The organism is Gordonia sp. KTR9 (assembly GCF_000143885.2).
Lineage (GTDB): Bacteria > Actinomycetota > Actinomycetes > Mycobacteriales > Mycobacteriaceae > Gordonia.
Genome location: NC_018581.1, coordinates 3,711,948 through 3,732,233 on the forward strand (window position 1 = coordinate 3,711,948; position 20,286 = coordinate 3,732,233).

Annotated in this window: 21 protein-coding genes; 8 read left to right on the forward strand and 13 right to left on the reverse strand. The window is 67.9% G+C overall.

Translation table 11 applies throughout. From position 1 onward, the window contains the following. Positions 1-3 precede the first annotated feature (3 nt). From KTR9_RS17435 to KTR9_RS17465, 7 genes are all read right to left on the reverse strand, one after another. Positions 4-717 (reverse strand): histidine phosphatase family protein, encoded by a 714-nt coding sequence (locus KTR9_RS17435; RefSeq protein WP_010841290.1) that lies wholly within the window; start codon positions 715-717, stop codon positions 4-6. Next, positions 714-1,076, reverse strand: a complete 363-nt coding sequence (rsfS, locus tag KTR9_RS17440; RefSeq protein WP_010841291.1) for a ribosome silencing factor — start codon at positions 1,074-1,076, stop codon at positions 714-716. The genes KTR9_RS17435 and rsfS overlap by 4 nt, the downstream gene beginning before the upstream one ends. A 10-nt stretch (positions 1,077-1,086) precedes the next feature. Continuing rightward, positions 1,087-1,866 carry a nicotinate-nucleotide adenylyltransferase gene (gene nadD / locus KTR9_RS17445; RefSeq protein WP_014927467.1) on the reverse strand — a complete coding sequence of 260 codons (780 nt, stop codon included), beginning with the start codon at positions 1,864-1,866 and terminating at the stop codon, positions 1,087-1,089. Between the two features lie 48 nt (positions 1,867-1,914). Beyond that, on the reverse strand, positions 1,915-3,312 hold the full coding sequence (locus KTR9_RS17450; RefSeq protein ID WP_014927468.1) for a vWA domain-containing protein: 1,398 nt from the start codon (positions 3,310-3,312) through the stop codon (positions 1,915-1,917). After that, positions 3,312-4,256, reverse strand: coding sequence for an AAA family ATPase (locus tag KTR9_RS17455; protein WP_014927469.1), 945 nt, complete (start codon positions 4,254-4,256; stop codon positions 3,312-3,314). Before KTR9_RS17455 ends, KTR9_RS17450 begins: the two co-directional genes overlap by 1 nt. After that, positions 4,256-5,569 (reverse strand): glutamate-5-semialdehyde dehydrogenase, encoded by a 1,314-nt coding sequence (locus KTR9_RS17460; RefSeq protein ID WP_044508044.1) that lies wholly within the window; start codon positions 5,567-5,569, stop codon positions 4,256-4,258. Before KTR9_RS17460 ends, KTR9_RS17455 begins: the two co-directional genes overlap by 1 nt. 127 nt (positions 5,570-5,696) lie before the next feature. Beyond that, the gene (locus tag KTR9_RS17465) at positions 5,697-5,963 is read right to left on the reverse strand and encodes a metal-sensitive transcriptional regulator (protein ID WP_010841296.1); all 267 of its coding nucleotides are present in this window, start codon (positions 5,961-5,963) and stop codon (positions 5,697-5,699) included. 153 nt (positions 5,964-6,116) lie between these two features. Between KTR9_RS17465 and KTR9_RS17470 the strand changes: the two genes are divergently transcribed. The 4 genes from KTR9_RS17470 (at position 6,117) to KTR9_RS17485 (ending at position 9,796) form a co-directional block, all read left to right on the forward strand. Continuing rightward, positions 6,117-8,279 carry an MMPL family transporter gene (locus KTR9_RS17470; protein ID WP_083888981.1) on the forward strand — a complete coding sequence of 721 codons (2,163 nt, stop codon included), beginning with the start codon at positions 6,117-6,119 and terminating at the stop codon, positions 8,277-8,279. Positions 8,280-8,335: 56 nt separating this feature from the next. Further along, positions 8,336-8,740 carry a DUF302 domain-containing protein gene (locus tag KTR9_RS17475; protein WP_014927473.1) on the forward strand — a complete coding sequence of 135 codons (405 nt, stop codon included), beginning with the start codon at positions 8,336-8,338 and terminating at the stop codon, positions 8,738-8,740. Positions 8,741-8,773: 33 nt separating this feature from the next. Next, positions 8,774-9,382, forward strand: coding sequence for a mycothiol-dependent nitroreductase Rv2466c family protein (locus tag KTR9_RS17480; protein ID WP_014927474.1), 609 nt, complete (start codon positions 8,774-8,776; stop codon positions 9,380-9,382). A gap of 75 nt (positions 9,383-9,457) precedes the next feature. Further along, positions 9,458-9,796 (forward strand): DMT family transporter, encoded by a 339-nt coding sequence (locus tag KTR9_RS17485; protein WP_014927475.1) that lies wholly within the window; start codon positions 9,458-9,460, stop codon positions 9,794-9,796. 2 nt (positions 9,797-9,798) lie between these two features. Here KTR9_RS17485 and KTR9_RS17490 read toward each other — a convergent pair whose 3' ends face one another. From KTR9_RS17490 to KTR9_RS17500, 3 genes are all read right to left on the reverse strand, one after another. Continuing rightward, positions 9,799-10,587, reverse strand: coding sequence for an HNH endonuclease family protein (locus KTR9_RS17490; protein ID WP_014927476.1), 789 nt, complete (start codon positions 10,585-10,587; stop codon positions 9,799-9,801). Positions 10,588-10,706: 119 nt separating this feature from the next. Further along, positions 10,707-12,941 carry an ATP-dependent DNA helicase RecG gene (recG, locus tag KTR9_RS17495; protein WP_014927477.1) on the reverse strand — a complete coding sequence of 745 codons (2,235 nt, stop codon included), beginning with the start codon at positions 12,939-12,941 and terminating at the stop codon, positions 10,707-10,709. Between the two features lie 8 nt (positions 12,942-12,949). Then, entirely contained in the window at positions 12,950-14,599 is a 1,650-nt protein-coding gene (locus tag KTR9_RS17500; RefSeq protein WP_010841303.1) for a DAK2 domain-containing protein, read from the reverse strand. 281 nt (positions 14,600-14,880) lie between these two features. Here KTR9_RS17500 and rpmB point away from each other — a divergent pair, with 281 nt between their 5' ends. From rpmB to KTR9_RS17515, 3 genes are all read left to right on the forward strand, one after another. Then, a complete protein-coding gene (rpmB, locus tag KTR9_RS17505; protein WP_004023092.1) occupies positions 14,881-15,072 on the forward strand; it encodes a 50S ribosomal protein L28 in 192 nt (63 codons plus the stop codon). A gap of 106 nt (positions 15,073-15,178) precedes the next feature. After that, on the forward strand, positions 15,179-16,027 hold the full coding sequence (locus tag KTR9_RS17510; protein ID WP_014927479.1) for an enoyl-CoA hydratase/isomerase family protein: 849 nt from the start codon (positions 15,179-15,181) through the stop codon (positions 16,025-16,027). A gap of 347 nt (positions 16,028-16,374) precedes the next feature. Further along, positions 16,375-17,424, forward strand: a complete 1,050-nt coding sequence (locus KTR9_RS17515) for an IS110 family transposase (RefSeq protein ID WP_014927480.1) — start codon at positions 16,375-16,377, stop codon at positions 17,422-17,424. A gap of 48 nt (positions 17,425-17,472) precedes the next feature. Here the strand turns inward: KTR9_RS17515 and KTR9_RS17520 are convergent, their stop codons facing one another. The 3 genes from KTR9_RS17520 to KTR9_RS17530 are packed head-to-tail and all read right to left on the reverse strand — an operon-like array spanning position 17,473 to position 19,771. Then, positions 17,473-18,156, reverse strand: coding sequence for a uracil-DNA glycosylase (locus tag KTR9_RS17520; RefSeq protein ID WP_014927481.1), 684 nt, complete (start codon positions 18,154-18,156; stop codon positions 17,473-17,475). A 26-nt stretch (positions 18,157-18,182) separates the two neighbouring features. Continuing rightward, a complete protein-coding gene (locus KTR9_RS17525; protein ID WP_010841306.1) occupies positions 18,183-18,704 on the reverse strand; it encodes a gamma carbonic anhydrase family protein in 522 nt (173 codons plus the stop codon). A 26-nt stretch (positions 18,705-18,730) separates the two neighbouring features. After that, positions 18,731-19,771, reverse strand: a complete 1,041-nt coding sequence (locus KTR9_RS17530; RefSeq protein ID WP_014927482.1) for a thiamine-phosphate kinase — start codon at positions 19,769-19,771, stop codon at positions 18,731-18,733. A 228-nt stretch (positions 19,772-19,999) separates the two neighbouring features. Here KTR9_RS17530 and KTR9_RS17535 point away from each other — a divergent pair, with 228 nt between their 5' ends. Beyond that, positions 20,000-20,245, forward strand: coding sequence for an Lrp/AsnC ligand binding domain-containing protein (locus tag KTR9_RS17535; RefSeq protein WP_014927483.1), 246 nt, complete (start codon positions 20,000-20,002; stop codon positions 20,243-20,245). Positions 20,246-20,286 lie beyond the last annotated feature (41 nt).

Here is a 20,286-nt window from a genome sequence, read left to right on the forward strand (position 1 = left end):
AGTTCACTGCACCGCCGGGTCGGAGTCCTCGGCGGACGCGTTCCACACGTCCAGGCGCCATCGCGGCAGTTCGCCCGGCATACCGTGACCCGACAGCTGCACCCAGCTTGTGTTCGCGAGGCCTCCGAAGGCAGGCCAGTTCTCGACCGGCAGTCCGAGGAGTGCCGCCGTCATCGCGGCGATGACGCCGCCGTGGGCCACGAGCACCACCGGAGCCTCCGGATTGTCGCCGACACCCCACTCCGGCAGCTGCTCGATCAACTCGTCGACCAGCGGGGTGGAACGTCGGGCGACGTCGACGCGACTCTCACCGCCCGGCGGCGTCCATGTCGCGTCGTCACGCCAGATGGCACGGGCCCCCGGCATCGCGGCATCGACGTCCAGATGGGTCAGCCCCTGCCACTCACCCAGATGCGTCTCGCGCAGGCGGGCGTCGGTGGTCACCGGCAACCCGGTGCGCTGCGCCAGCGCCTCGGCGGTGTCACGTGCCCGCCGCAGATCCGACGACCAGATCACGACCGGTTGTCGCTTGGCGAGCTCCACTGCCGCCGAATTGGCCTGCTTCACACCGAGTTCGGACAGATCGGTGTCGAGCTGGCCTTGCATCCGACTCGCCGCGTTGTATTCGGTCTGCCCGTGCCGCAACAGGATCAGGCGTCGGACCACCGGGGTGAGACGTTCGACCGCGGTGTCATGTGAATCCGGACCGCCACTCACGACAGCCCTTCCACCTCGACCACCGGACAGTCCTTCCAGAGGCTCTCCAGCGCGTAGAAGCGCCGCTCGTCGGTGTGCTGGATGTGCACCACGATGTCGGCGTAGTCGAGGAGCGCCCAGCGACCCTCGCGTGTGCCCTCACGCCGCAGCGGCTTGTGACCGGCCTCCCGCAGCTTCTCCTCGACCTCGTCGACGATCGAATTCACCTGACGCTCGTTGTCCGCCGACGCGATGACGAAGGCGTCGGTGATCACCAACTGCTCCGACACGTCGATCACCGTCACCTCGTGGGCGAGCTTCTCGGCCGCGGCCAGGGCGGCCACCTTGGCCATCTCCAGCGCTTCAGCTGACGCAGTCACACTTGTCCTCTCATTCGCTTACGGCCTGTTCGCCCACGGCCCGGCCCGATCGATCGGTACCGTCCGTCGACTCCCCCGGCCGGAACTCTTCGGCCGGGAGCTTCTCGGGGCGGTTGGCCCCCGGCAGAGCGGGGGCGGAAACGCCCGGTGACGACGCCCGAGGCGCACGATACAGCTTCCGCTTCGCGATGTACTGGACGACGCCGTCGGGCACGAGGTACCAGACGGGCCGTCCGAGCGACGCGCGCGTCCGGCACTCCGTGGACGAGATCGCCAGAGCCGGGATCTCCAGCAGGTGAAGGGTGTCCTCGGGCATCGCTTCGAGGTGGTGCGCCAGGTGTGTGGCGTCGAGTTCGTAACCCGGCCGGCTGACGCCCACGAACCTGGCGAGCCCGAACAGTTCTTCCCAGTCCTGCCACGACAGGATCGATTCCAGCGCATCGGCACCGGTGATGAAGTAGAGCTCGGCCTCCGGCAGCAGCGCCCGAAGATCGCGGAGGGTGTCCACGGTGTAGGTGTCGCCGTCGCGATCGATGTCGACGCGGCTCACGCTGAACTGCGGATTCGACGCGGTTGCGACGACCGTCATGAGGTATCGATCCTCCGGCGGACTCACGGTCTCCTGCTCGCCGATCTTCTGCCACGGACGGCCGGTCGGGACGAAGATCACCTCGTCCAGCGAGAACCGGTGGGCGACCTCACTGGCCGCGACGAGGTGCCCGTTGTGGATCGGGTCGAACGTGCCGCCCATCACGCCGATACGGCGCGCACGTGGGCGGTCGGGTGACATGGACGGTCAGTCTACGCGTCGGGCGCTGATCGAAAACGGCGGCGCTGCTCAGATCGGCAGGAGGTCGGCGATGACCGTGCCCAGTTGCGTGGCGTTGCGGCATTCGAACATGTCGATCACATCCGCGTAGTCGGTCGCGACCGAGTCCCCCGTGCCCCAGTGCTGCTTGGCCTCCGGGTTCAGCCAATAGGCGTGGCGGGCACGTTCGACCAGTTCCGCCAGGGCGGCTGCGTGGGGGTCGTGGTAGTTGTTCCGGCCGTCACCGAGAATCAGCAACGCACCCCGGTGGGTCAGCGAGTCGCCATAGTCGGCGACGAACCCGGCCAGCATGTTGCCGTAATCGGAGTGACCGTCGCGGGTCGAGATCCGCGCGGTGGAGATCATGTGGTGCATCGCCGCGCCGAAGTCCTCCTCGCCGTGGTCGAAGTAGTCCGTCACCTCGTCGACGGTGTCGACGAACGCGAACACCCGCACCTTCGAGAACTGCTGTCGCAGTGCGTACACCAGCCGCAACGTGAACTGACTGAACCCGGCGACCGAGCCCGACACGTCGCAGATGATGACGAGTTCCGGACGCCCCGGCCGTGGCTTGCGGTGGCTGAGTTCGATGGGCACGCCTCCGGTGGACATCGACGCGCGCAACGTCTTCCGGACGTCGACCGCGCCCCGATGAGCTCGGCGCCGACGAGTCTCGAGCTTCGCGGCCAGCAATCTGGCCAGCGGTTCGATGGTCTTGCGGATCTCGACCTGTTCCTTGGCACCCGCCGACAGGAAGTTGACGTTCTCCGGCAGGGCCGGCACCGCGTAGGCGCCGACCTTCTCGCGACCGTTGCGGTCGGCCATGCGTCGCTGCGTCTCTCGCTCGATCGCCGCACGCAGATCGCCGGCCTTCTGGCGCGCCGCCCGCCGGTACAGCGGTTCGGTGCCGGCTCGTCCGCCGTCATCACCGCCCGACTCGCCGGCCATGGCCGCCGCGATCTTCGCGATCAGCGTCTGCGGGCTCACCGCGTTGATGGCCTGGTAGGCCGAGAACGCCTCGCCGCGCGTCGATCCGTATCGCCCCAACTCGTCGACGATCATCGCGACGGCCTGATCGAGCCGGCCGTCGCCGGCTGCCGCGTCGTCGGCGAGCATCTCCGCGAGCGCGTCCCGCACCGCGTCGATGTCGAGTCGGCCGTCGGGCGTGCGCGGCAGATCCTCGGTGACGGTGCGCATTCCGGCACCGACCGGGAACCACAGGTCGAAGACACGGTCGAACACACCGCGATGAGCATGATCGACGAGCAGCGTCGTCGCCAGGCCCTCCCGCAGCCGTGGACGTTCGAGGAGGTCGAGAACCTCCATCGCACCAGCCGCGTCGATCAGCGCCGACGGCCCGACCACGATCCCGCGTCGGCGTAGTTCATCGACGAAGTCGGTGAGGTGCGCGACGAGCGGAGCCGTCATCAGCCCAGCTTGAGTTCTTTGAGGGCCGTCTTGAGGTCCGGTCGGTGTTTGAGGACCACACCGAGCGTGCGGGCGATGAGCCCGTCGTCGAATCCGCCCCCGCTTCGCGCAGTTGCCTTCTCGCCGGCTCCCAGCGCCAGCAGCGTGTTGGCCCAGTCGATGGTCTCGGCGACCGACGGCTTCTTGCGGATGTCCAAGGTGCGCAGGACACCGACGATCCGCACCAGTTCGGCGCTGAGCGAGTCCGAGAGAGTGGGCACCCGCGACGCGAGGATCTCCTTCTCGCGCTCGGCGTCCGGGAAGTCGATGTAGAGGTAGAGACACCGGCGCTTGAGCGCCTCGGACAGTTCGCGGGTCGCGTTCGACGTGAGCAACACAATCGGACGCCGTTGCGCGGCAACGGTTCCCATCTCCGGAATGGTGATGGCGAAGTCGCTGAGGACTTCCAGCAGCAGGCCTTCCATGTCGACGTCGGCCTTGTCGACCTCGTCGATGAGGAGCACGGTGGCACCCTCGCGCGAGATCGCCTTCAGCAACGGCCGCGGCAGCAGGAACTCGTCGGAGAAGATGTCGGCCTTGGCCTCATCCCAGGCGCGGTCCCCCGTCGCCTGGATGTGCAGGATCTGCTTGGCGTGATTCCACTCGTAGAGGGCGCGGGCCTCGTCGATGCCCTCGTAGCACTGCAGTCGGATGAGTTCGGCGTCCGTGGCCGCCGCTATGGATCGGGCCAGTTCGGTCTTGCCGACACCCGCGGGCCCCTCGACCAGAAGCGGCTTGCCGAGCCGATCGGCGAGGAAGGTCGACGTCGCGGTGGCGTCGTCGGCGAGATAACCCGTCGCCCGCAAACGCCCGACGACGTCGTCGACACCCTCGAACGAGGGCACGACGGCCGGTCCCGAACCCGTGTACTGAGCAGTCCCCTCGCCCGGGGTGGTGCCGCTCATCAGGCGGGCCGCACGTGGCCGTTGCCCCAGACCACCCATTTGGTCGAGGTCAGTTCCGGCAGACCCATCGGGCCGCGGGCGTGGAGCTTCTGGGTGGAGATGCCGATCTCGGCCCCGAAACCGAACTGCTCGCCGTCGGTGAAAGCCGTGGAGGCGTTCACCATCACCGCGGCGGCGTCCACGCGCCGGGTGAACTCGTCGGCGGCCGACAGGTCGGTGGTGATGATCGCCTCAGTGTGGCCGGTCCCGTAGGTGTCGATGTGGGCGACAGCCGCGTCCAGGTCGTCGACCACCTTCATGGCGATGTCCATCGACAGGTATTCCTTGGACCAGTCGTCCTCGGTTGCCGGCTCCATGCCCGGCTCGTCGCCGTGGATGACCACACCCTGTGTCTGCAGGACCGAGGTGATCCGCGGCAGTGCGTCGGCGGCGACAGCCTTGTCGATGAGCACGGTCTCCGCGGTGTTGCAGACGCTGGGCCTGCGAGTCTTCGAGTTGAGGATGACACGCGCCGCGACGTCGAGGTCGGCGAGTGCGTGCACGTAGACGTGGCAGTTGCCGACACCGGTCTCGATCGTCGGCACGGTCGCATTCGACACCACGGCTTCGATGAGCCCGGCGCCACCACGGGGGATGACCACGTCGACGAGTCCGCGCGCCCGGATGAGTGCGGTCACGCTGGACCGGTCGTCGCTGGGCAGCAACGAGACCGCATCGGCGCTGACGCCCTTCGACGAGAGGGTCTCCCGCAGCACGCGGACGAGTTCGGCGTTCGACGACGCAGCGGACGACGAGCCACGCAGCAGGACCGCGTTGCCGGACTTGAAGGAGATCCCGAATGCGTCGACGGTGACGTTGGGCCGCGCTTCGTACACGATGCCCACGACACCGAGGGGTACACGGAGCTGGCGCAGCTGCAGGCCGTTGGGGAGGGTCTTGCCCGCGGCCACCTCGCCGATCGGATCGGGCAGCACTGCGACCTGCCGCAGACCGTCGGCGATCCCCGCCACGCGCGACTCGTCGAGCCGCAGACGGTCGAGCAGGCTCGCCTCGGTGCCGGCTTCTTCGGCACGCGCGATGTCCTCGGCGTTGGCGGCGAGGATGGTCTCCGTCGCGGCCTCCACGGCATCGGCCGCGGCGAGCAGGACCTCGTTCTTGGCGGCTGTCGTCAGACCGCTCAGCGAGCGGGACGCCGACCGGGCCGCTCGGGCGAGTCCGAGAACGACCTTCTCGATGTCGGACTTCTCGCCGGCGGACTTCTCGGAGCCGGGCCCGCCTCCTGCGACGGACTGCTCTGCGGTGGGTGCGCTCATCAACATCCTCGACTTCGCGGTGGTTCCGGGCGGCATCGCCGGAAAGTGCCGTTCTCAAGAGTAGCGCCGGCCGTTCGGAGTACCCAACGAGATCTGGTACCCGACGATAGGTACCGGTCTCCGCTCGTCAGGCGAGGGCGAGGAACAACTTCTCCAGTTCGGCCTCGGTCAGCGGCGGTTGCTCACCGTCAACGGTCTCGATGCACTGTCGCATTCCCGAGGCCACGATCTTGAAGCCCGCGCGGTCGAGCGCCCGCGACACCGCGGCGAGTTGGGTGACGACGTCTTTGCAGTCGCGGCCCGCTTCGATCATCGCGATCACCCCCGCGAGTTGTCCTTGCGCCCGGCGTAGGCGATTGAGCACGGCACTCATCGCTTCTTCACCAACGGCCATGTGCGGCCTCTCGTCACCGGCCATCGCGGCCTCCTCGGGATCGGGCACCACCGAACGTCCGGTTGGATGCGGAATTCTTGACGCCAACATACCCCCTTGGGTATGTTGGCCGCCAGATGCAATACCCCTGGGGGTATAGACGGAAGGAAGCCCATGACGCCCGAACCGGCCCTGACCGAAGACGAAACGACACCCGGCACAACGCGTCCCGCACCCGGAGCGCTCAGCCGATGGGGAGCGGCGATGGTCGGCAGGGCGACATGGGTGTTCGGCGTGTGGGTGCTCCTGCTCGTCGCCCTCGGCGCAGCGGCCCCGTCGGTGTTCTCCTCCCTGGCGGGCGCGGGCTGGCAGGCAGACGGATCCGAGTCCGTCCAGGTCCGCGAGCTGGCCCAACAGCACTTCGGCGGGAACTCCTCGGCCGCGGTGCAGGTGGTCGTCCATTCCGACAACACACGCATCGACAGCGCCCCGGTACAGGCGGTGGTGTCAAAGATCGCCGATCTGGCCGCGACGGATGGCCGGTTCGCCGAGGTCATCCCACCACAGCCGGGCACGTCGATCAGCCCTGACGGTCACACGGGAATCGTCATCATCGGCGCCGCCGCCGACACCGACGACATGGTGCGCGCCGTCGACGAGCACAAGGCGGAGCTGACCGGACTGTCCACCGACGGGATCGAGGTGTACCCGACGGGCGCCTCCGCCTTGTGGAGCGATTTCAACAAGGCCAACCACGACGCCATGATCAAGGCCGAACTGTTCTCGTGGCCGGTCACGCTGACGATCATGGTCCTGGCATTCGGGTCGCTCGTCGCCGCCGGACTGCCGCTGCTGCTGACCATCGCCGGTCTCGTCGCCTCGGCGGGCGGCCTGGTCCTGCTGAACCAGGTCACACTGATCTCGGTCTGGGCGATCAACTTCGCGATGATGTTCGCGCTGGCGCTGGGCATCGATTACGCGCTGTTCGTCGTCTCGCGGTTCCGCGACTCGATCCGGGCACACGGCGAGGACATCCGCGCCGCGGTGGCGGAGACCATGGACACCGCGGGCAAGGCGGTGTTGCTCTCCGGCATCACTGTCCTGGTCAGCCTGTCCGCGGTGCTGCTGGTCCCCGCGCCGGCAGTGCGGACGATGGCGGTGGGCATCATGCTGGCGGTCGTCTTCGTCCTCGCGGCAACGCTGACCCTGCTGCCCGCTGCACTCGGGAAACTGGGCGGCAAGGTCGATGCGGTGTCGCTGCCCTACGCACGTCGCCAACAGCACCGGTCACCGGTCTTCGCCCGCTGGGGAGGCTTCCTGCACCGCCATCCGTGGACCGTCACGGTGGGATCGCTCGCCGTCCTGATCGCACTGTCGATCCCGGTCTTCGGATTGAAGGTGGCGATGCCGTCGATCAGCGTCGTCCCCGAAGACGCCCCGGTCCGCCAGGGCTACGCGCTCGTCGCGTCCGAAATGGGCAGGGGCGCACCGGGGGTGCTGCAGATCGTTGCCCCGGCAGCCGAGGCCGCGCAGAGCGCCGAGATCGCCGCGGTCTCACCGGGTATCGAGATGGTCACCCCGCCGATGCCAGCGGCAGACGACTCGGGATACGTCTTGCTGCAAGCGATTCCGTCGGTCGATCCATCGGACTCGCGGATGGGGCCGGTTGTCGAGGATCTCCGTGCTGCTCTACCCGACGGCTCGCTCGTCGGCGGGGCGCCCACCGAGAACCTCGACCTGCAGCAGGCACTGAACGACCACTTCCCGCTCGTCGTGACGGTCATTCTCGTCCTGGGCTTCCTCCTGCTGCTGGTCTCGCTGCAAGCACCGCTGATCGCCCTGATCGGCACCGTGGTGAGCCTGCTGTCGACCGCCGCGGCATTCGGTGTGGCGAAGCTCATCTTCCAGGACGGGTACCTTTCCGACCTGTTGGGTTTCACACCCCAGGGCTTCCTCGACGGGTGGGGACCGGTGTTCTTCTTCGCCATGATCTTCGCGATCGCGATGGACTACACCGTCTTCCTCCTCGCAACGGCCAAGGAACACCTCGAGCGTTCGGGGCATCCGGCGACCGCCCAGGTGGACGGGATGGCTCACTCAGGACGCATCATTTTCGCCGCGGCCGCGGTCATGGTGGCGGTGTTCTTCACCTTCGCATTGGCCGAACCGCTTCCCCCCAAGGAGATGGGCATCATCCTGGGTGTCGCGGTTCTGCTCGACGCCGTCCTCATCCGTCTCACTCTCCTCCCGGCGTTGCTGCGGATCACCGGCCGGGCCGCGTGGTGGACGCCCGCCTGGTTGCGGCGGGTACTCCCCTCGATCAGCTTCTCGCATTGAACCCACCCGAACCGGGTAGACCATCGACCTGAACGGTCGGAGAGAAAGGAAACACGATGTCACTTGCACTGGCCACCACACTGACTGTCCCGTTCGACGAGGCGGTCGAACGGACTCGGACCGCACTCGCGGACCAGGGGTTCGGTGTCCTCACCGAGATCGACGTCCAGGCGACGCTGAAGACAAAACTCGACGAGGACATGGAGCCGTACCTCATCCTCGGCGCCTGTAACCCACCCCTGGCACACCGTGCGCTGAGCGTTCGACGACAGATCGGACTGTTGTTGCCCTGCAACGTCGTCGTCCGGGCCGACCCGGACAACCCGGGCAGCACTCTGATCGAAGCGATGGATCCCGGTCTCATGGTGCAAGTCTCGGGTGAGCCAGGACTCGAACCGGTCGCCCGTGACGCCGCAGAGAAGCTGCGCGCCGCGATCGACGCCCTGTCCACACAGTCCTGACCACCGGGCCCCCGCCCCTACCGAGGAGTTCTCATGACGGCTCACTTCGACTTCTACTTCGACCCCGTGTGTCCCTTCGCCTGGGCGGCCTCGCGGTGGCTCACCGACCAGGCAGGCGCGCACGGCGCGACCGTCGACTGGCATGTGATGAGTCTCGCGATCCTCAACGAAGACCAGGAACCGGACTCCGACGAGCAACGTCGGCAGCTCGACACATCCCGGCGACTCGGTCGTGTGTTCATGGCGGCCGTCGAGAAGGGCGGTGCGGAATCGGTCGAACCCCTGTACGCCGCGATCGGCGCCCGGTTACACCATGCAGGCGATGAGATGACGCCCGCTGCGGTTGCCGAGACCCTGGCCGCGGACGGCCTCCCCGCGGAACTGTCCGACGCAATGGACGACGAGTCATTCGACGACGCACTGCGGGAGTCGCACCGCCGAAGCCAGGATGCGCTGGGCGAGACCGGCGGCAGCCCGATCTTGGGTGTCGACGGGACGCACTTCTTCGGTCCCGTCCTCTCCGACATCCCGACCGATGACGAAGCGAACGCACTCTTCTCGTCGCTGGTGACGCTCGCGGGCGTGTCGGTGTTCTCACAGGTGAAGCGGCCTGCGGGAGGACCTCCGACGTTCTCGGACTGAACTCGGCGCGCATCCCGCCCGTCACCCGCCTACTGTGACGCCGGTACGGATGTCCGACGACGGGAGTATCGCGAAGTGGCGTGGCTTGTCCTGGTGACCGCGGGTCTGGTCGAGATCATCTACATGGCAGCCCTGGAGAAGTCGAACACCTTCACACGCCCGCTGTGGACGGCCGTGTTCGTCGTGGGCGTCGTCATCAGCATGGCCGGTGTCGCCTATGCGATCCGTTCGATCCCGCTCGGCACGGCCTATGCGGTCTGGGTCGGGATCGGCGCGGTCGGCACGGCGATCTACGGCATCCTGTACCTGCGCGAACCCGCCGGTCTCGCTCGCCTGGGATGTATCTTCCTGATCCTGATCGGGGTCGTCGGACTGAATCTCCTGCACAACACGGCGGGCGCGGAGGCGCACTGACGCTATCCCCCGCACCGCAACGCCTCGGACAAGACGCGACGTGATGGTTCGTCGATCGCCAATCCGTAGGCGGCGGTGACGATCACGAACTGGATTGCGTACTGGCACCAGAAGCCCGTCGCGGGCGGCATCCATCGCGCCGGTTCCGAGTCGCTCTTGTCCTGATTCGAATGCCCGTCGACAGCAACGAGATTGGCCGGATCGTTCGCGAAGTCCAGTCTCTTGGCGGCCGTCCACGACCACGCACCCATGTCCCAGGCGTACGACAGCGGGACGATGTGGTCGATCTGTACCGCAGACGCGCCTCGGTCTCGTCGGAAGACGACGAAGTCGCCGGTGTAGGGACTCCGCAGCTCGCCGACCAGCACCGCGCGCGGGCAACTCGACACCGGGCCGGCGTCGACCTCGCGCAGGTCTCGCGCCAGAACGTCGTTGCGCGTGTCGCATCCGTTGGCACTCCCGGGTACGGACGCGGCGTCGGACCAGGCACTGCCGAACGCGGACCGGTCGTAGTCCTCGCGGTCGGTACGGCTCGCAGAGACCGGTATCGCGGCCAGGGACGCTGCCGCCTCACTCGCCATCGCTCGTATCCTCGGACCGACGTCGGGATCGGCCCGAAAACCGTCGACGCCGACCGCGACCGCCACCGCTGTCACGACGACAGCGACCAGCGCCGCCCACCGGCGCGTCGGCCAGGACGGCGCGTTCCGCGGATTCGAGAGCATCCATCGCACCCGCATGCGCAGGCGCCGCAGTGCCGGCGAACGCAGCCGAAGATCACGCACCACCATGCATGCTCAGACGCACGCGATGCGCATCCGGTTCCGTCGGGAACGCGGTCGCGCGCAGGTGCCGCAGATCGTGGCGCCCCGCGCAACGGCGCACTACGACTGAGCGCCGGTCGTGTCCGTCAGGACTTGTCGAGGTACGCGATCTTGTGCGGGACGAGGATGCCGTCGACGAGGTCGGCGAGAGGCCGATGCTCGAGCAACGTGATGTCCTCGCTCACAACGTCTTCCGCGAGTTCGCGCGCATCTTCGATGACCTCGACGTCCTCGAGCAGCGAGAGGAACCGCAACGAGGTGTTCACGCCCGACTGCAGCGACCCGAGCAGATCGCCCTCCCGCCGCTGTTCGAGATCGACTCGCGCGAGTTCGAATCCGTCGTTCGATCCCGCGACGGCACGCAGGCGGTCCATCGACGGAGACGTGTCCCGGGCGTTCGTCATCAGCAGGCACAGTCCGGCATGCCGACCGCGCCCCACGCGACCGCGTAACTGGTGCAGCTGGCTCACGCCGAAGCGATCGGCGTCGACGATGACCATCGTGGTCGCATTGGGTACGTCGACACCCACTTCGATGACGGTCGTCGACACCAGGACGTCGATCTCGCCCCGGCCGAACGCGTCCATGACGGCGTTCTTCTCGTCGGCGGGCAACCGGCCGTGCAAGAGTTCCACCCGCCGGTGTGCGAACGGTCCGGAGACGAGGGCCTCGTACTGCTCGAGCACCGACGTCGTCTTCGGGCCCTTCTCCTCGTCCCCGTCCGGTTCGGGTTCGGGACCGTCGCCGATGCGCGAACAGACGACGTAGACCTGGCGACCCTCCGCGATCTCCTCATTGGCGCGCGACCAGACCCGGTCGACCCACGAGGCTCTGCTCGTGGGCACCACGGAGGTGGTGATCGGCTGACGGCCGCGCGGTAGTTCCCGGAGTACCGAGGTGTCCAGGTCGCCGAAGGCTGTCATGGCGACGGTTCGCGGGATGGGCGTCGCGGTCATCACGAGGAAATGCGGAATGCGTCCGTTGCGCCCCTTGCCGCGCAGGACGTCTCGCTGCTCCACACCGAATCGGTGCTGTTCGTCGATCACGACGAGGCCGAGGTCGAAGAACTCCACCTTGTCCTCGAGGAGCGCATGCGTCCCGATCACGATCCCCGCCTGCCCGGTGACCACGTCGAGCAGCGTTTCGCGCCGGCCCTTGGTCTTCATCGAACCCGTCAGCAGCGCGATTCGCGTCGCACCTTCGGCGGCGGTCAGCTCACCCGCCTCGGCGAGGTCGCCCAGCATCGTCCTCATCGTCCGATGATGCTGAGCGGCAAGAACTTCCGTCGGCGCCAGGATCGCGCACTGAAATCCGTTGTCGACCACCCGGAGCATCGCGAGCAACGACACGAGGGTCTTGCCGGAGCCGACCTCACCCTGCAGCAATCGGGACATCGGCTGCGCGCGGGCGAGATCCTCGGCGAGCTCCTCCCCCACCTCGACCTGACCATCGGTCAGCGTGAACGGGAGTCGGTCACGCAACTTGTCCTCGAGACCGCCGGGGACACGCGGACACGGTGGCGCCGACTCATTCCGTCCCGCCAGCCGACGCTGGGCGAGCACGGTCTGGATGGCCAGCGCCTCGTCGAACTTCAGCCGATGGGACGCGATCTTCACGTCGTCCTCGGACTCGGGCAGATGGATCTTGCGGATCGCCTCGTCGGTGCTCACAAGCCCCCGCGCCCGTCGTTCGGACTCGGTGAGCGCATCGGGGATCGGCGCACTCTCGCTCAGCACCCGCCGGACCGCACCGAGGATGTCCCAGGTCTGAATGTTCTTGTTGGCCGGGTACATCGGCAGGATGTCCCGGTCGAACATCGTGATCAGCGGATGGTCACCGTGCTCTCCGGTGACCTGCTCCTCGATCGCGTACATCTCGGTCAGCATCTTGGAACCGACGACGTCCTCGATCTCCGGGTCGCCGTCGGGAAGGATCATCCATTCCGGATGGGACAACTGGATCTGGTCGCGGAAGTACTTGACCGCGCCGGCCATCATCACCCGCGCACCGGGACGCAGCAGTCCCTTGATCCGGTAGGGGTTGAAGAAGCTGGCCTCGTAGACGTCGTTGTCGTCGGTGATCTTCACCTTGAGGAACGATCCCTTGCGGCTCCTCATCTTGATGAGATCGGACTTGGTGATCCGCCCGACGATCGTCAGCCACTCGCCGGGCTCGGGACGTTCGTGGTCGGCCACGTGGCCGCGTCGTATGTATCGGCGCGGCGTGTACCGCAGCAGTTCGCCGACCGTGTGCACTCCGACGGTGGCGAGTTGTTCGGCGGGCTTGACCCCCAGCACGTCGGCCAGCGAATCCGACAGCATCAGCTCCGTCACTCCACACCCACCTGGACGAGATCGGTGCGCTGCCCGGTGCGATACACCGCCAGCTCGATACCGGGGTAACTGCGCCTCATCTGTTCGGCGACGGCCTCGAGGGCGGCCTCGTCGACGTCGACGCCGGCGAGCACCGTGACGAGTTCGCCTCCGGTGGAGAGCATGAGGTCGACGAGGGCGGTGCACGCCGACGTCTGATCCGGCGCGACCACGAGCACGTCGTCGCCGATCAACCCCAACACGTCGCCGACGTCGCTCATCCCGGCCAGCGTCATCATCCTCGTGGTCGCCGACTGCAGCGAGCCCCACCGCGCACCGGCCGCGGCCTCGGCCATCGCGTAGGCGTCGACGTCGGGCACCTCACTCGGATCGTGCACGGCGAGCGCCGCCAGGCACTGGGTCATCGAGGACGTCGGCAGCATGAGTACCGAACGCTGGGTGGAGCGCACCTCGGTGGCCACCGTGACGAGATCCTGAGATGTCAACGCCCCGTTGGCCATGACGACGACATGCGCACTGTCGGTGTCGCGGATCGCCCGCCCCAGGTCGTGGGCGGACAGACCCTCGTCGGCGCGCAGCACGACCGCGCCGGCCTCGCCGAACAACTCGGCCGCACCGTCACCGGACACGACGACCACCACCGCACGCTTGTGCCGAGGCGGGGGCTCCGACGAATCAGCCTGTGCCCGAATGGCGTCGAGCGCGAAGCAGCTGATCCGGACGTCCGAGAGCCGGCCGATCCCGGCGCCGGCCTCGACCGCCGCACCCGGATCGCAGGTGTGGACGTGCACCGAGAAGCGTTCGCCCTCACCGCTGGAACTGTCGCCGACGATCACCACGGCATCACCGAGGTCGTCGAGCCGGGCGCGGAGTTCGGCGATCTGCTCACCGGCCGCCCCGTCCAGGAGGTACATGACCTCGAAGTCCTGGTCACTGCCGTCGACGCAGCTGTCGTCCGGCCCGTGTCCGAGCGTGGTGCTGTCGGTGAGGATGCCCCGGTAGCGGCGCCGGCGGTGGGAGACGCCGGTGATCACCTTGACCATGGCGTCGACGATCGCGAGGAATCCGCGTCCGCCCGCATCCACCACACCCGCGTTCGCGAGCACCGACAGCTGTTCCGGAGTGCGTTCGAGCGCCTCGGCGCAGTCGTCGGCCACCGCGCGCACCTGGTCGGCCGGCGACTCGCTCTCGTGTGCCGCGGCCGACTCGGCGGCCACCCGCACGAGGGTGAGGACCGTGCCCTCACGCGGCTCGCTCACGGCGCGGGTCGCGGCGAGCGAACCGAGCCGGAGACCCAGCGTCGACAGTTCGGCGAAGGTCAGCGCGTCGGTGTCGCCCAGGATCTCCGCACCGTCGGCGAAGCCGACGAGGACCTGGGACAGGATGATCCCCGAGTTGCCGCGCGCCTGCGCCACCGCACCGTCGGCCATCGCACGCGCCACCTCGGGCAGGGATGCGTCGGGCGGGGTCTTCTCCACTGCCTCGGCCGCCGCGCGCATCGTGAAGAGCATGTTGCTGCCGGTGTCCGAGTCCGGGATCGGGAAGACATTCAGGTCGTTGATCTCACCGCGCAGCGACTCGAGCTGGTCGACCGAGGCACGGGCCCAGTCGCGCAGCAACTGCGGGTTGACGGTGCGGGCGATCACACGGTGACTCTTTCTTGCAGACGCGGCGCGCGACGGGCAGTGCTCTCGCGGGCGACGTGACCGGCGGGTGAGGTTGTGTGCAAGGCTACTCGGGGTGTCCGACCGTGCGACGCGACCGAGCTGGACCGCGTGCCGGGATCGACCCGGATTTGGTCACGCCCCCACGACCTGGTTATCCTTGCAGGGTTGCCTTTCGCCTCGGGCGTGCACACCTCCAGGTGGTGCCGATCGATCCGAGAGGCTGACCACAGACCATGATCATCTACCAAGGGAGTTCGACGATGGCTGCCGTCTGCGATATTTGCGGCAAGGGCCCGGGCTTCGGCAAGTCGGTGTCTCACTCGCACCGCCGTACCAACCGACGCTGGAACCCGAACATCCAGTCCGTTCGCGTGGAGGTCGCCCCCGGCAACCGCAAGCGCAAGAACGTCTGCACTTCCTGCCTGAAGGCCGGCAAGACCGCAGCTGTCTGATCTTCCGCACCCCCGCGGGTGCAGAAGCCGAGACGCGAGACCCGGTGCCGCGAGCGCAAGCTCCCCGGCGTCGGGTCTTTGTCGTGTGCGCGATAGGGTTTCGCACATGGCCTCATCGAACCACGCCGCCCCCACCGCAACCGCCGCCGAGGCGGACACCGACGCCCTGGTGACCGAACACAACGGAGTACTCACCCTCGCGGTGTCGACCACGGGCGCGGGCAACTCGCTCGACGACGCGGCGGTCGCCGCGGGCACACAGGCGCTGCGCGAGGTCGCGCGCGGTCAGCGCGACGTCGGTGCCGTCCTGCTGGTCGGGCCGGGCAAGAACTTCTGCGCCGGTGGGAACGTCCGCGCCTTCGCCGGCGCCGACGACCGTCCGACCTATCTCCGCGAGATCGCCGACAACTTCCATCGGCTCGTCGGCGCCCTCTACGAGGCCGACCGACCCGTCGTCGTCGCGGCCAAGGGCTGGGCCGCCGGCGCCGGCATGTCCCTGGTTCTGCACGCCGACGTGGCCATCGGCGGTTCGTCGACCAGGCTCCGGCCCGCCTACCGCGGCATCGGGTTGACCCCCGACGGTGGACTCACGTGGACACTCCCGCGCGCCGTCGGCGCCGCCCGTGCGCGACAGATCATCCTGACCGACCGCGTCATCACCGCGGAGGAGGCCCAGCAGTGGGGGCTGCTCTCGGAGATCGTCGCCGACGACGAGGTCGAATCCGCCGCGCGCACGGCAGCCGAGACCATCGCGTCGGGCCCCCGCGCCGCCGACGCCGCCACGAAACATCTGCTGGCCGTCTCCGCCGACACCACGCTGATCGAGCACCTCGCTCTCGAGGCCCGCTCGATCTCCGAGCGGTCCGGGCTGCCCGAGGGCATCGAGGGTGTCGACGCCTTCGTCGGCAAGCGTGCACCGGACTTCACCCGCGGGCGCGCCGACACTGCTCCCTGATCCCAGAGAACCGTCAGACGCGCTGGCCCGCCTGCTCACTCAGGTACGAGGAGCGCGAGCGTCGCCCCCGGCTCCCTGAGCTGCGAGGAGCGCGAGCGTCGCCCCCTGCTCCCTTCAGTGTCAGGGTTGTGGAGCCACGTGAGTGGTGATTGGGTTTCGTCCACCAGGTGTTTGGCTCTCTTGCTCCCTGCCACCCCTGCTGGGTTGGTGTTGCCTCATCGTGCCGACATCTGGTGTGACGGACCGGCCGGCGTGACTTGATAGGAGCGTGGCAGCGCCCCTCCACTGAAGTATGTCCACCGACCGGCCCGACTGTCCGCCCACCCTGTGACAGGAAGGCAAGCTCCATGATCGTCATCGGTGCTGATGTTCACAAGCGCTCCCACACCTTTGTCGCCGTCGATGACGTCGGCCGCAAACTCGGATCCACGGTCGTACCCACAACGACCGCCGGTCATCACACAGCACTGCGCTGGGCCAACGAGACGTTCGGTCACGAACTGCTCTGGGCCATCGAGGACTGTCGCAACATGTCCGCCCGCCTCGAACGCGACCTACTCGGCGCAAAGCAGAAGGTCGTGCGGGTCACCCCGCGGTTGATGGCCGAACACCGCCGTACCGGGCGTGAACGTGGTAAGTCCGATCCCATCGACGCGTTGGCTGTGGCGCGGGCCGCCGCCCGTGAACCTGATCTGCCGGTGGCCTCCCACGATGAGGTGTCGTATGAGGCCAAGGCGTTGGTGGACTATCGGGAAACCCTTGTGCGGGAACGCACGTCGAAGATCAACCGGGTGTTGTGGCGGGTGCATCAACTCGACCCCGAATACCACATTCCTCGGGGCGGGTTGACGCTGAACAAACACCAGAACAACCTCGCGGCGTGGCTGGTCGACCGCCCCGGGATCGATGCCCGACTGGCCCGCCACGAGGTCGCCGCGATCATCGCGTTGACCGCTGAGATCAAACAGGTCACCCGCGAGATCACCACCCTGGCGCGCGACGCCGTGCCGACGTTGATGGCGATGCCCGGTTGCGCGGAACTGACCGCGGCGAAACTACTCGGCGAATCCGCCGGCATCACTCGCTTCGGTACCGAGGCGCAGTTCGCCCGGAACGCCGGTGTCGCACCCGTGCCGGTGTGGTCAGCCAACCCCGGCCGCCACCGCCTGACCCGCTCAGGGAACAGACAGCTCAACGCCGCCCTGCACCGGATCGCTTTGACTCAAGCCCGCATGCCCGAGTCCCTCGGCCACACCTACTACCAACGCAAACGCGACGAAGGCAAAACCAAACGCGAAGCCATGCGCTGCCTCAAACGACGTCTGGCCCGCGTCGTCTACAACAACCTCACCCTCGACCACCACAACCGCACAACCCCACAACAAGACGCCGCTTGACATAGGAGCTATGAGGCGCGAGGAGCGATAGCGACGAGCCTCGAAGGGTCAGGGCAGGCGCCAGTCCACCGGCTCCGCGCCGAGATCGAGCAGTTCCTCGTTGGCCCGGCTGAAGGGCCGGGAGCCGAAGAAGCCGCGCGAGGCCGACAGCGGCGACGGATGCGCCGACACGATGGTCGGTACATCGGGAAGCCATTTCTCCAGACCCGCGGCGTCCCGGCCCCACAGGATCGCGACGAGTGGTTCGTCGCGAGCCGCGAGCGCCTTGATGGCGCACTCGGTCACCGTTTCCCAGCCCTTGCCACGATGGGAGGCCGGTTCGCCGGGCGCCACCGTGAGCACACGGTTGAGCAGGAGCACACCATTGTCCGCCCAGGGCGTCAGATCACCCGTGGTCGGTGTCGGGTAGCCGAGATCCGCACAGTACTCGGTGTAGATGTTCGTCAGTGAGCGAGGGATCGGACGCACGTCGGGCGCCACCGAGAAGCTCAGTCCGACTGCGTGTCCGGGCGTGGGGTACGGATCCTGCCCGACGATCAGGACGCGCACGTCTTCGAAGGGACGCGTGAATGCCCGCAGGACATGTTGTCCCGCAGGCAGATAGCGGCGCCCCTCGGTGATCTCCGTGCGCAGGAACCGGCCCATCTCGGTGATGAGCGGCTCGACCGGGGCCAGCGCCTGCGCCCAACCCGGGTCGATCAGTTCGGCGAGGGGTTTGGGTGGTGCGGTCACTCGATTGCCTCCGTCGTGCGTGGTCGTCAGTCCAGTCGTTTGAGCGCGGTGCGGTAGTGCTGTGCGTTCTGGAAGTACATCTCACAGTTGAGTTCGGTGTGCCCCTGCGGGACCTCGTAGCCGTCGCGCAGCCGTGCCGGCACACCGAGCGCCATCCGTCGCGGCGGGACGTCGAACTTGAACGGGACCACCGCGCCGGCGCCGACGATCGCGCCGTCGCCGACCGTCGAGCCGTTCAAGACCACCGAGCCCGATGCGATGAGGCAGTCGTCACCGATCGTCGCGCCCTCGATGTGGGCGTTGTGGCCGACGACGCACCGCTCGCCGATCACTGTCGGTTCGAACACCGTGCAGTGGATGACGGTGCCGTCCTGGATGTTGGTGCGAGCACCGACGGTGATGGTCCCGTAGTCGCCCCGCAGGACCGCGCCCGGCCACACCGACACCCCGTCGCCCAGGGTGACCGCGCCGATCACCACCGCGTCCGGGTGCACGTAGGTATCCTGTCCCAGGACCGGTTCTCGATCGTCGAGTGCGTAGATCGCCATGACGGCGACTCTAGTGGGGCGTCTCGCTAGTCACCGGTCGGGTCGGCGAAGGACTGCCACCCGTGCAGGTCCGGTCCGTCGGGCCCGCCGACGCGCCGGCCGTCGATCCAGACCTCGGGCGCCGACGACGACCTCGCACCGACCGAGCCGATCGCACTCCAGCCCGGGGGCACCGACGTCGCTTCGAACGCGGCGAGCAGGTGATGGTCCTCGCCCCCCGCGAGAACCCACCGCGCGACGTCCACCCCGAGCCGGTCTGCCGCCTCGGCCAGATCGGGGCGTCGCGGCACGGCATCGTAATCGACGGTCATCGTGAGCTCCGCGGCTCTCGACATCGTGAGCAGTTCTTCGACCAGACCGTCGGAGATGTCGGTCATGGCGCGCGCGCCCGCCGCTGCGGCGACCGGCCCCTGGGTGAGGTCGGGAGCCGGCACACGATGCAGCGCAACGAGTTCCGGCCAATCCTCGTCGGCGGCACGCGGATCGGACAGCACCGCGAGCCCCGCCGCGCTGGCTCCGAGCGGACCGCTCACGGCAAGGACGTCACCGGTTCGCGCGCCACCCAGCGACACCGGGCGGCGGTCCTCCAGGGCACCGACCGCGGTGACACTCACCACCACCTGACCCGCGGCGACCAGATCACCGCCCAGTACCCGCGCGCCCAGGTCGTGCGCCGCACGGACCACGCCGTCGTTGAGGTCGAGGACCACGCCGACCGGCGTTTCCGCCGGACATGCGATGGATACGACGAGACCCGTTGTGCGACCACCCATCGCGGCGACATCGGCCGAACTCTGCACCACCGCGCGGGCACCGACCTGTTGTGGCGTCGACCAGTCGAACCGGAAATGGCGACCCTCGACGACGGTGTCGGTGCTGATCACCGCCGACCCGCCGATGTCGAGAACGGCTGCGTCGTCACCTGATCCGATCACGATGTCCTGCGTGGGCTCACCAGATGTCGCGGATGCGGTCAGCGCCGCGATCACGGCACGCTCACCGATCGCACCGACCGTGGCGGTCCGGTCGATCGGGAGATCGGACCGACCGGTCTCGTCGAAGGTCACTCGTCGGGCCTTTCCTCTTCCGGTCGCGCGCGCACGGGGTTGTCGGTGACAATGTGTGCCACAGTGTATGGGCCGCCGGGCGAGACCGGTTCGGAGCAGACCCCGGGTCGGCCGACGGCGTCGTACACTGCCCGACGATCGTGCACGCGCCGAGCCGCCGGTATCGACAGCCCGTGTCGGCGATGTGCCCCAGATGATGGTGGCCCGGGTACGACACAGACGGAGAGGATGTCCGTGGTTCAGGCATACATACTGATCCAGACCGAGGTCGGCAGGGCCGCACTCGCGGCGGCGACCATCGCCGAGATCGCCGGGGTCGCCTCGTCCGAGGAGGTCAGTGGGCCGTACGACGTGATCGTCCGGGTCGATGCGGCCGATGTCACGCATCTGACCGAGAACGTGGTTCCGCAGATCCAGAAGGTCGACGGGATCACCCGTACCCTCACCTGCCCGGTGGTCACGACCACACGCTGACCTTCGGCGGCCGCCGTCCGCGCGCATCTCCGGGCGACAGG

Excerpts from the sequence above, each read along its gene's own strand:
- rpmB (WP_004023092.1), top strand. The coding sequence starts at position 14,881 with ATGGCTGCCGTCTGCGATATTTGCGGCAAGGGCCCGGGCTTCGGCAAG.
- KTR9_RS17450 (WP_014927468.1), bottom strand. The coding sequence starts at position 3,312 with ATGACGGCTCCGCTCGTCGCGCACCTCACCGACTTCGTCGATGAACTA.
- KTR9_RS17455 (WP_014927469.1), bottom strand. The coding sequence starts at position 4,256 with ATGAGCGGCACCACCCCGGGCGAGGGGACTGCTCAGTACACGGGTTCG.
- KTR9_RS17475 (WP_014927473.1), top strand. The coding sequence starts at position 8,336 with ATGTCACTTGCACTGGCCACCACACTGACTGTCCCGTTCGACGAGGCG.
- recG (WP_014927477.1), bottom strand. The coding sequence starts at position 12,941 with ATGCTGTCGGATTCGCTGGCCGACGTGCTGGGGGTCAAGCCCGCCGAA.
- KTR9_RS17535 (WP_014927483.1), top strand. The coding sequence starts at position 20,000 with ATGTCCGTGGTTCAGGCATACATACTGATCCAGACCGAGGTCGGCAGG.
- KTR9_RS17480 (WP_014927474.1), top strand. The coding sequence starts at position 8,774 with ATGACGGCTCACTTCGACTTCTACTTCGACCCCGTGTGTCCCTTCGCC.
- KTR9_RS17525 (WP_010841306.1), bottom strand. The coding sequence starts at position 18,704 with ATGGCGATCTACGCACTCGACGATCGAGAACCGGTCCTGGGACAGGAT.
- KTR9_RS17515 (WP_014927480.1), top strand. The coding sequence starts at position 16,375 with ATGATCGTCATCGGTGCTGATGTTCACAAGCGCTCCCACACCTTTGTC.
- KTR9_RS17465 (WP_010841296.1), bottom strand. The coding sequence starts at position 5,963 with ATGGCCGTTGGTGAAGAAGCGATGAGTGCCGTGCTCAATCGCCTACGC.
- KTR9_RS17510 (WP_014927479.1), top strand. The coding sequence starts at position 15,179 with ATGGCCTCATCGAACCACGCCGCCCCCACCGCAACCGCCGCCGAGGCG.
- KTR9_RS17470 (WP_083888981.1), top strand. The coding sequence starts at position 6,117 with ATGACGCCCGAACCGGCCCTGACCGAAGACGAAACGACACCCGGCACA.
- KTR9_RS17460 (WP_044508044.1), bottom strand. The coding sequence starts at position 5,569 with ATGAGCGCACCCACCGCAGAGCAGTCCGTCGCAGGAGGCGGGCCCGGC.
- KTR9_RS17490 (WP_014927476.1), bottom strand. The coding sequence starts at position 10,587 with ATGGTGGTGCGTGATCTTCGGCTGCGTTCGCCGGCACTGCGGCGCCTG.
- nadD (WP_014927467.1), bottom strand. The coding sequence starts at position 1,866 with ATGTCACCCGACCGCCCACGTGCGCGCCGTATCGGCGTGATGGGCGGC.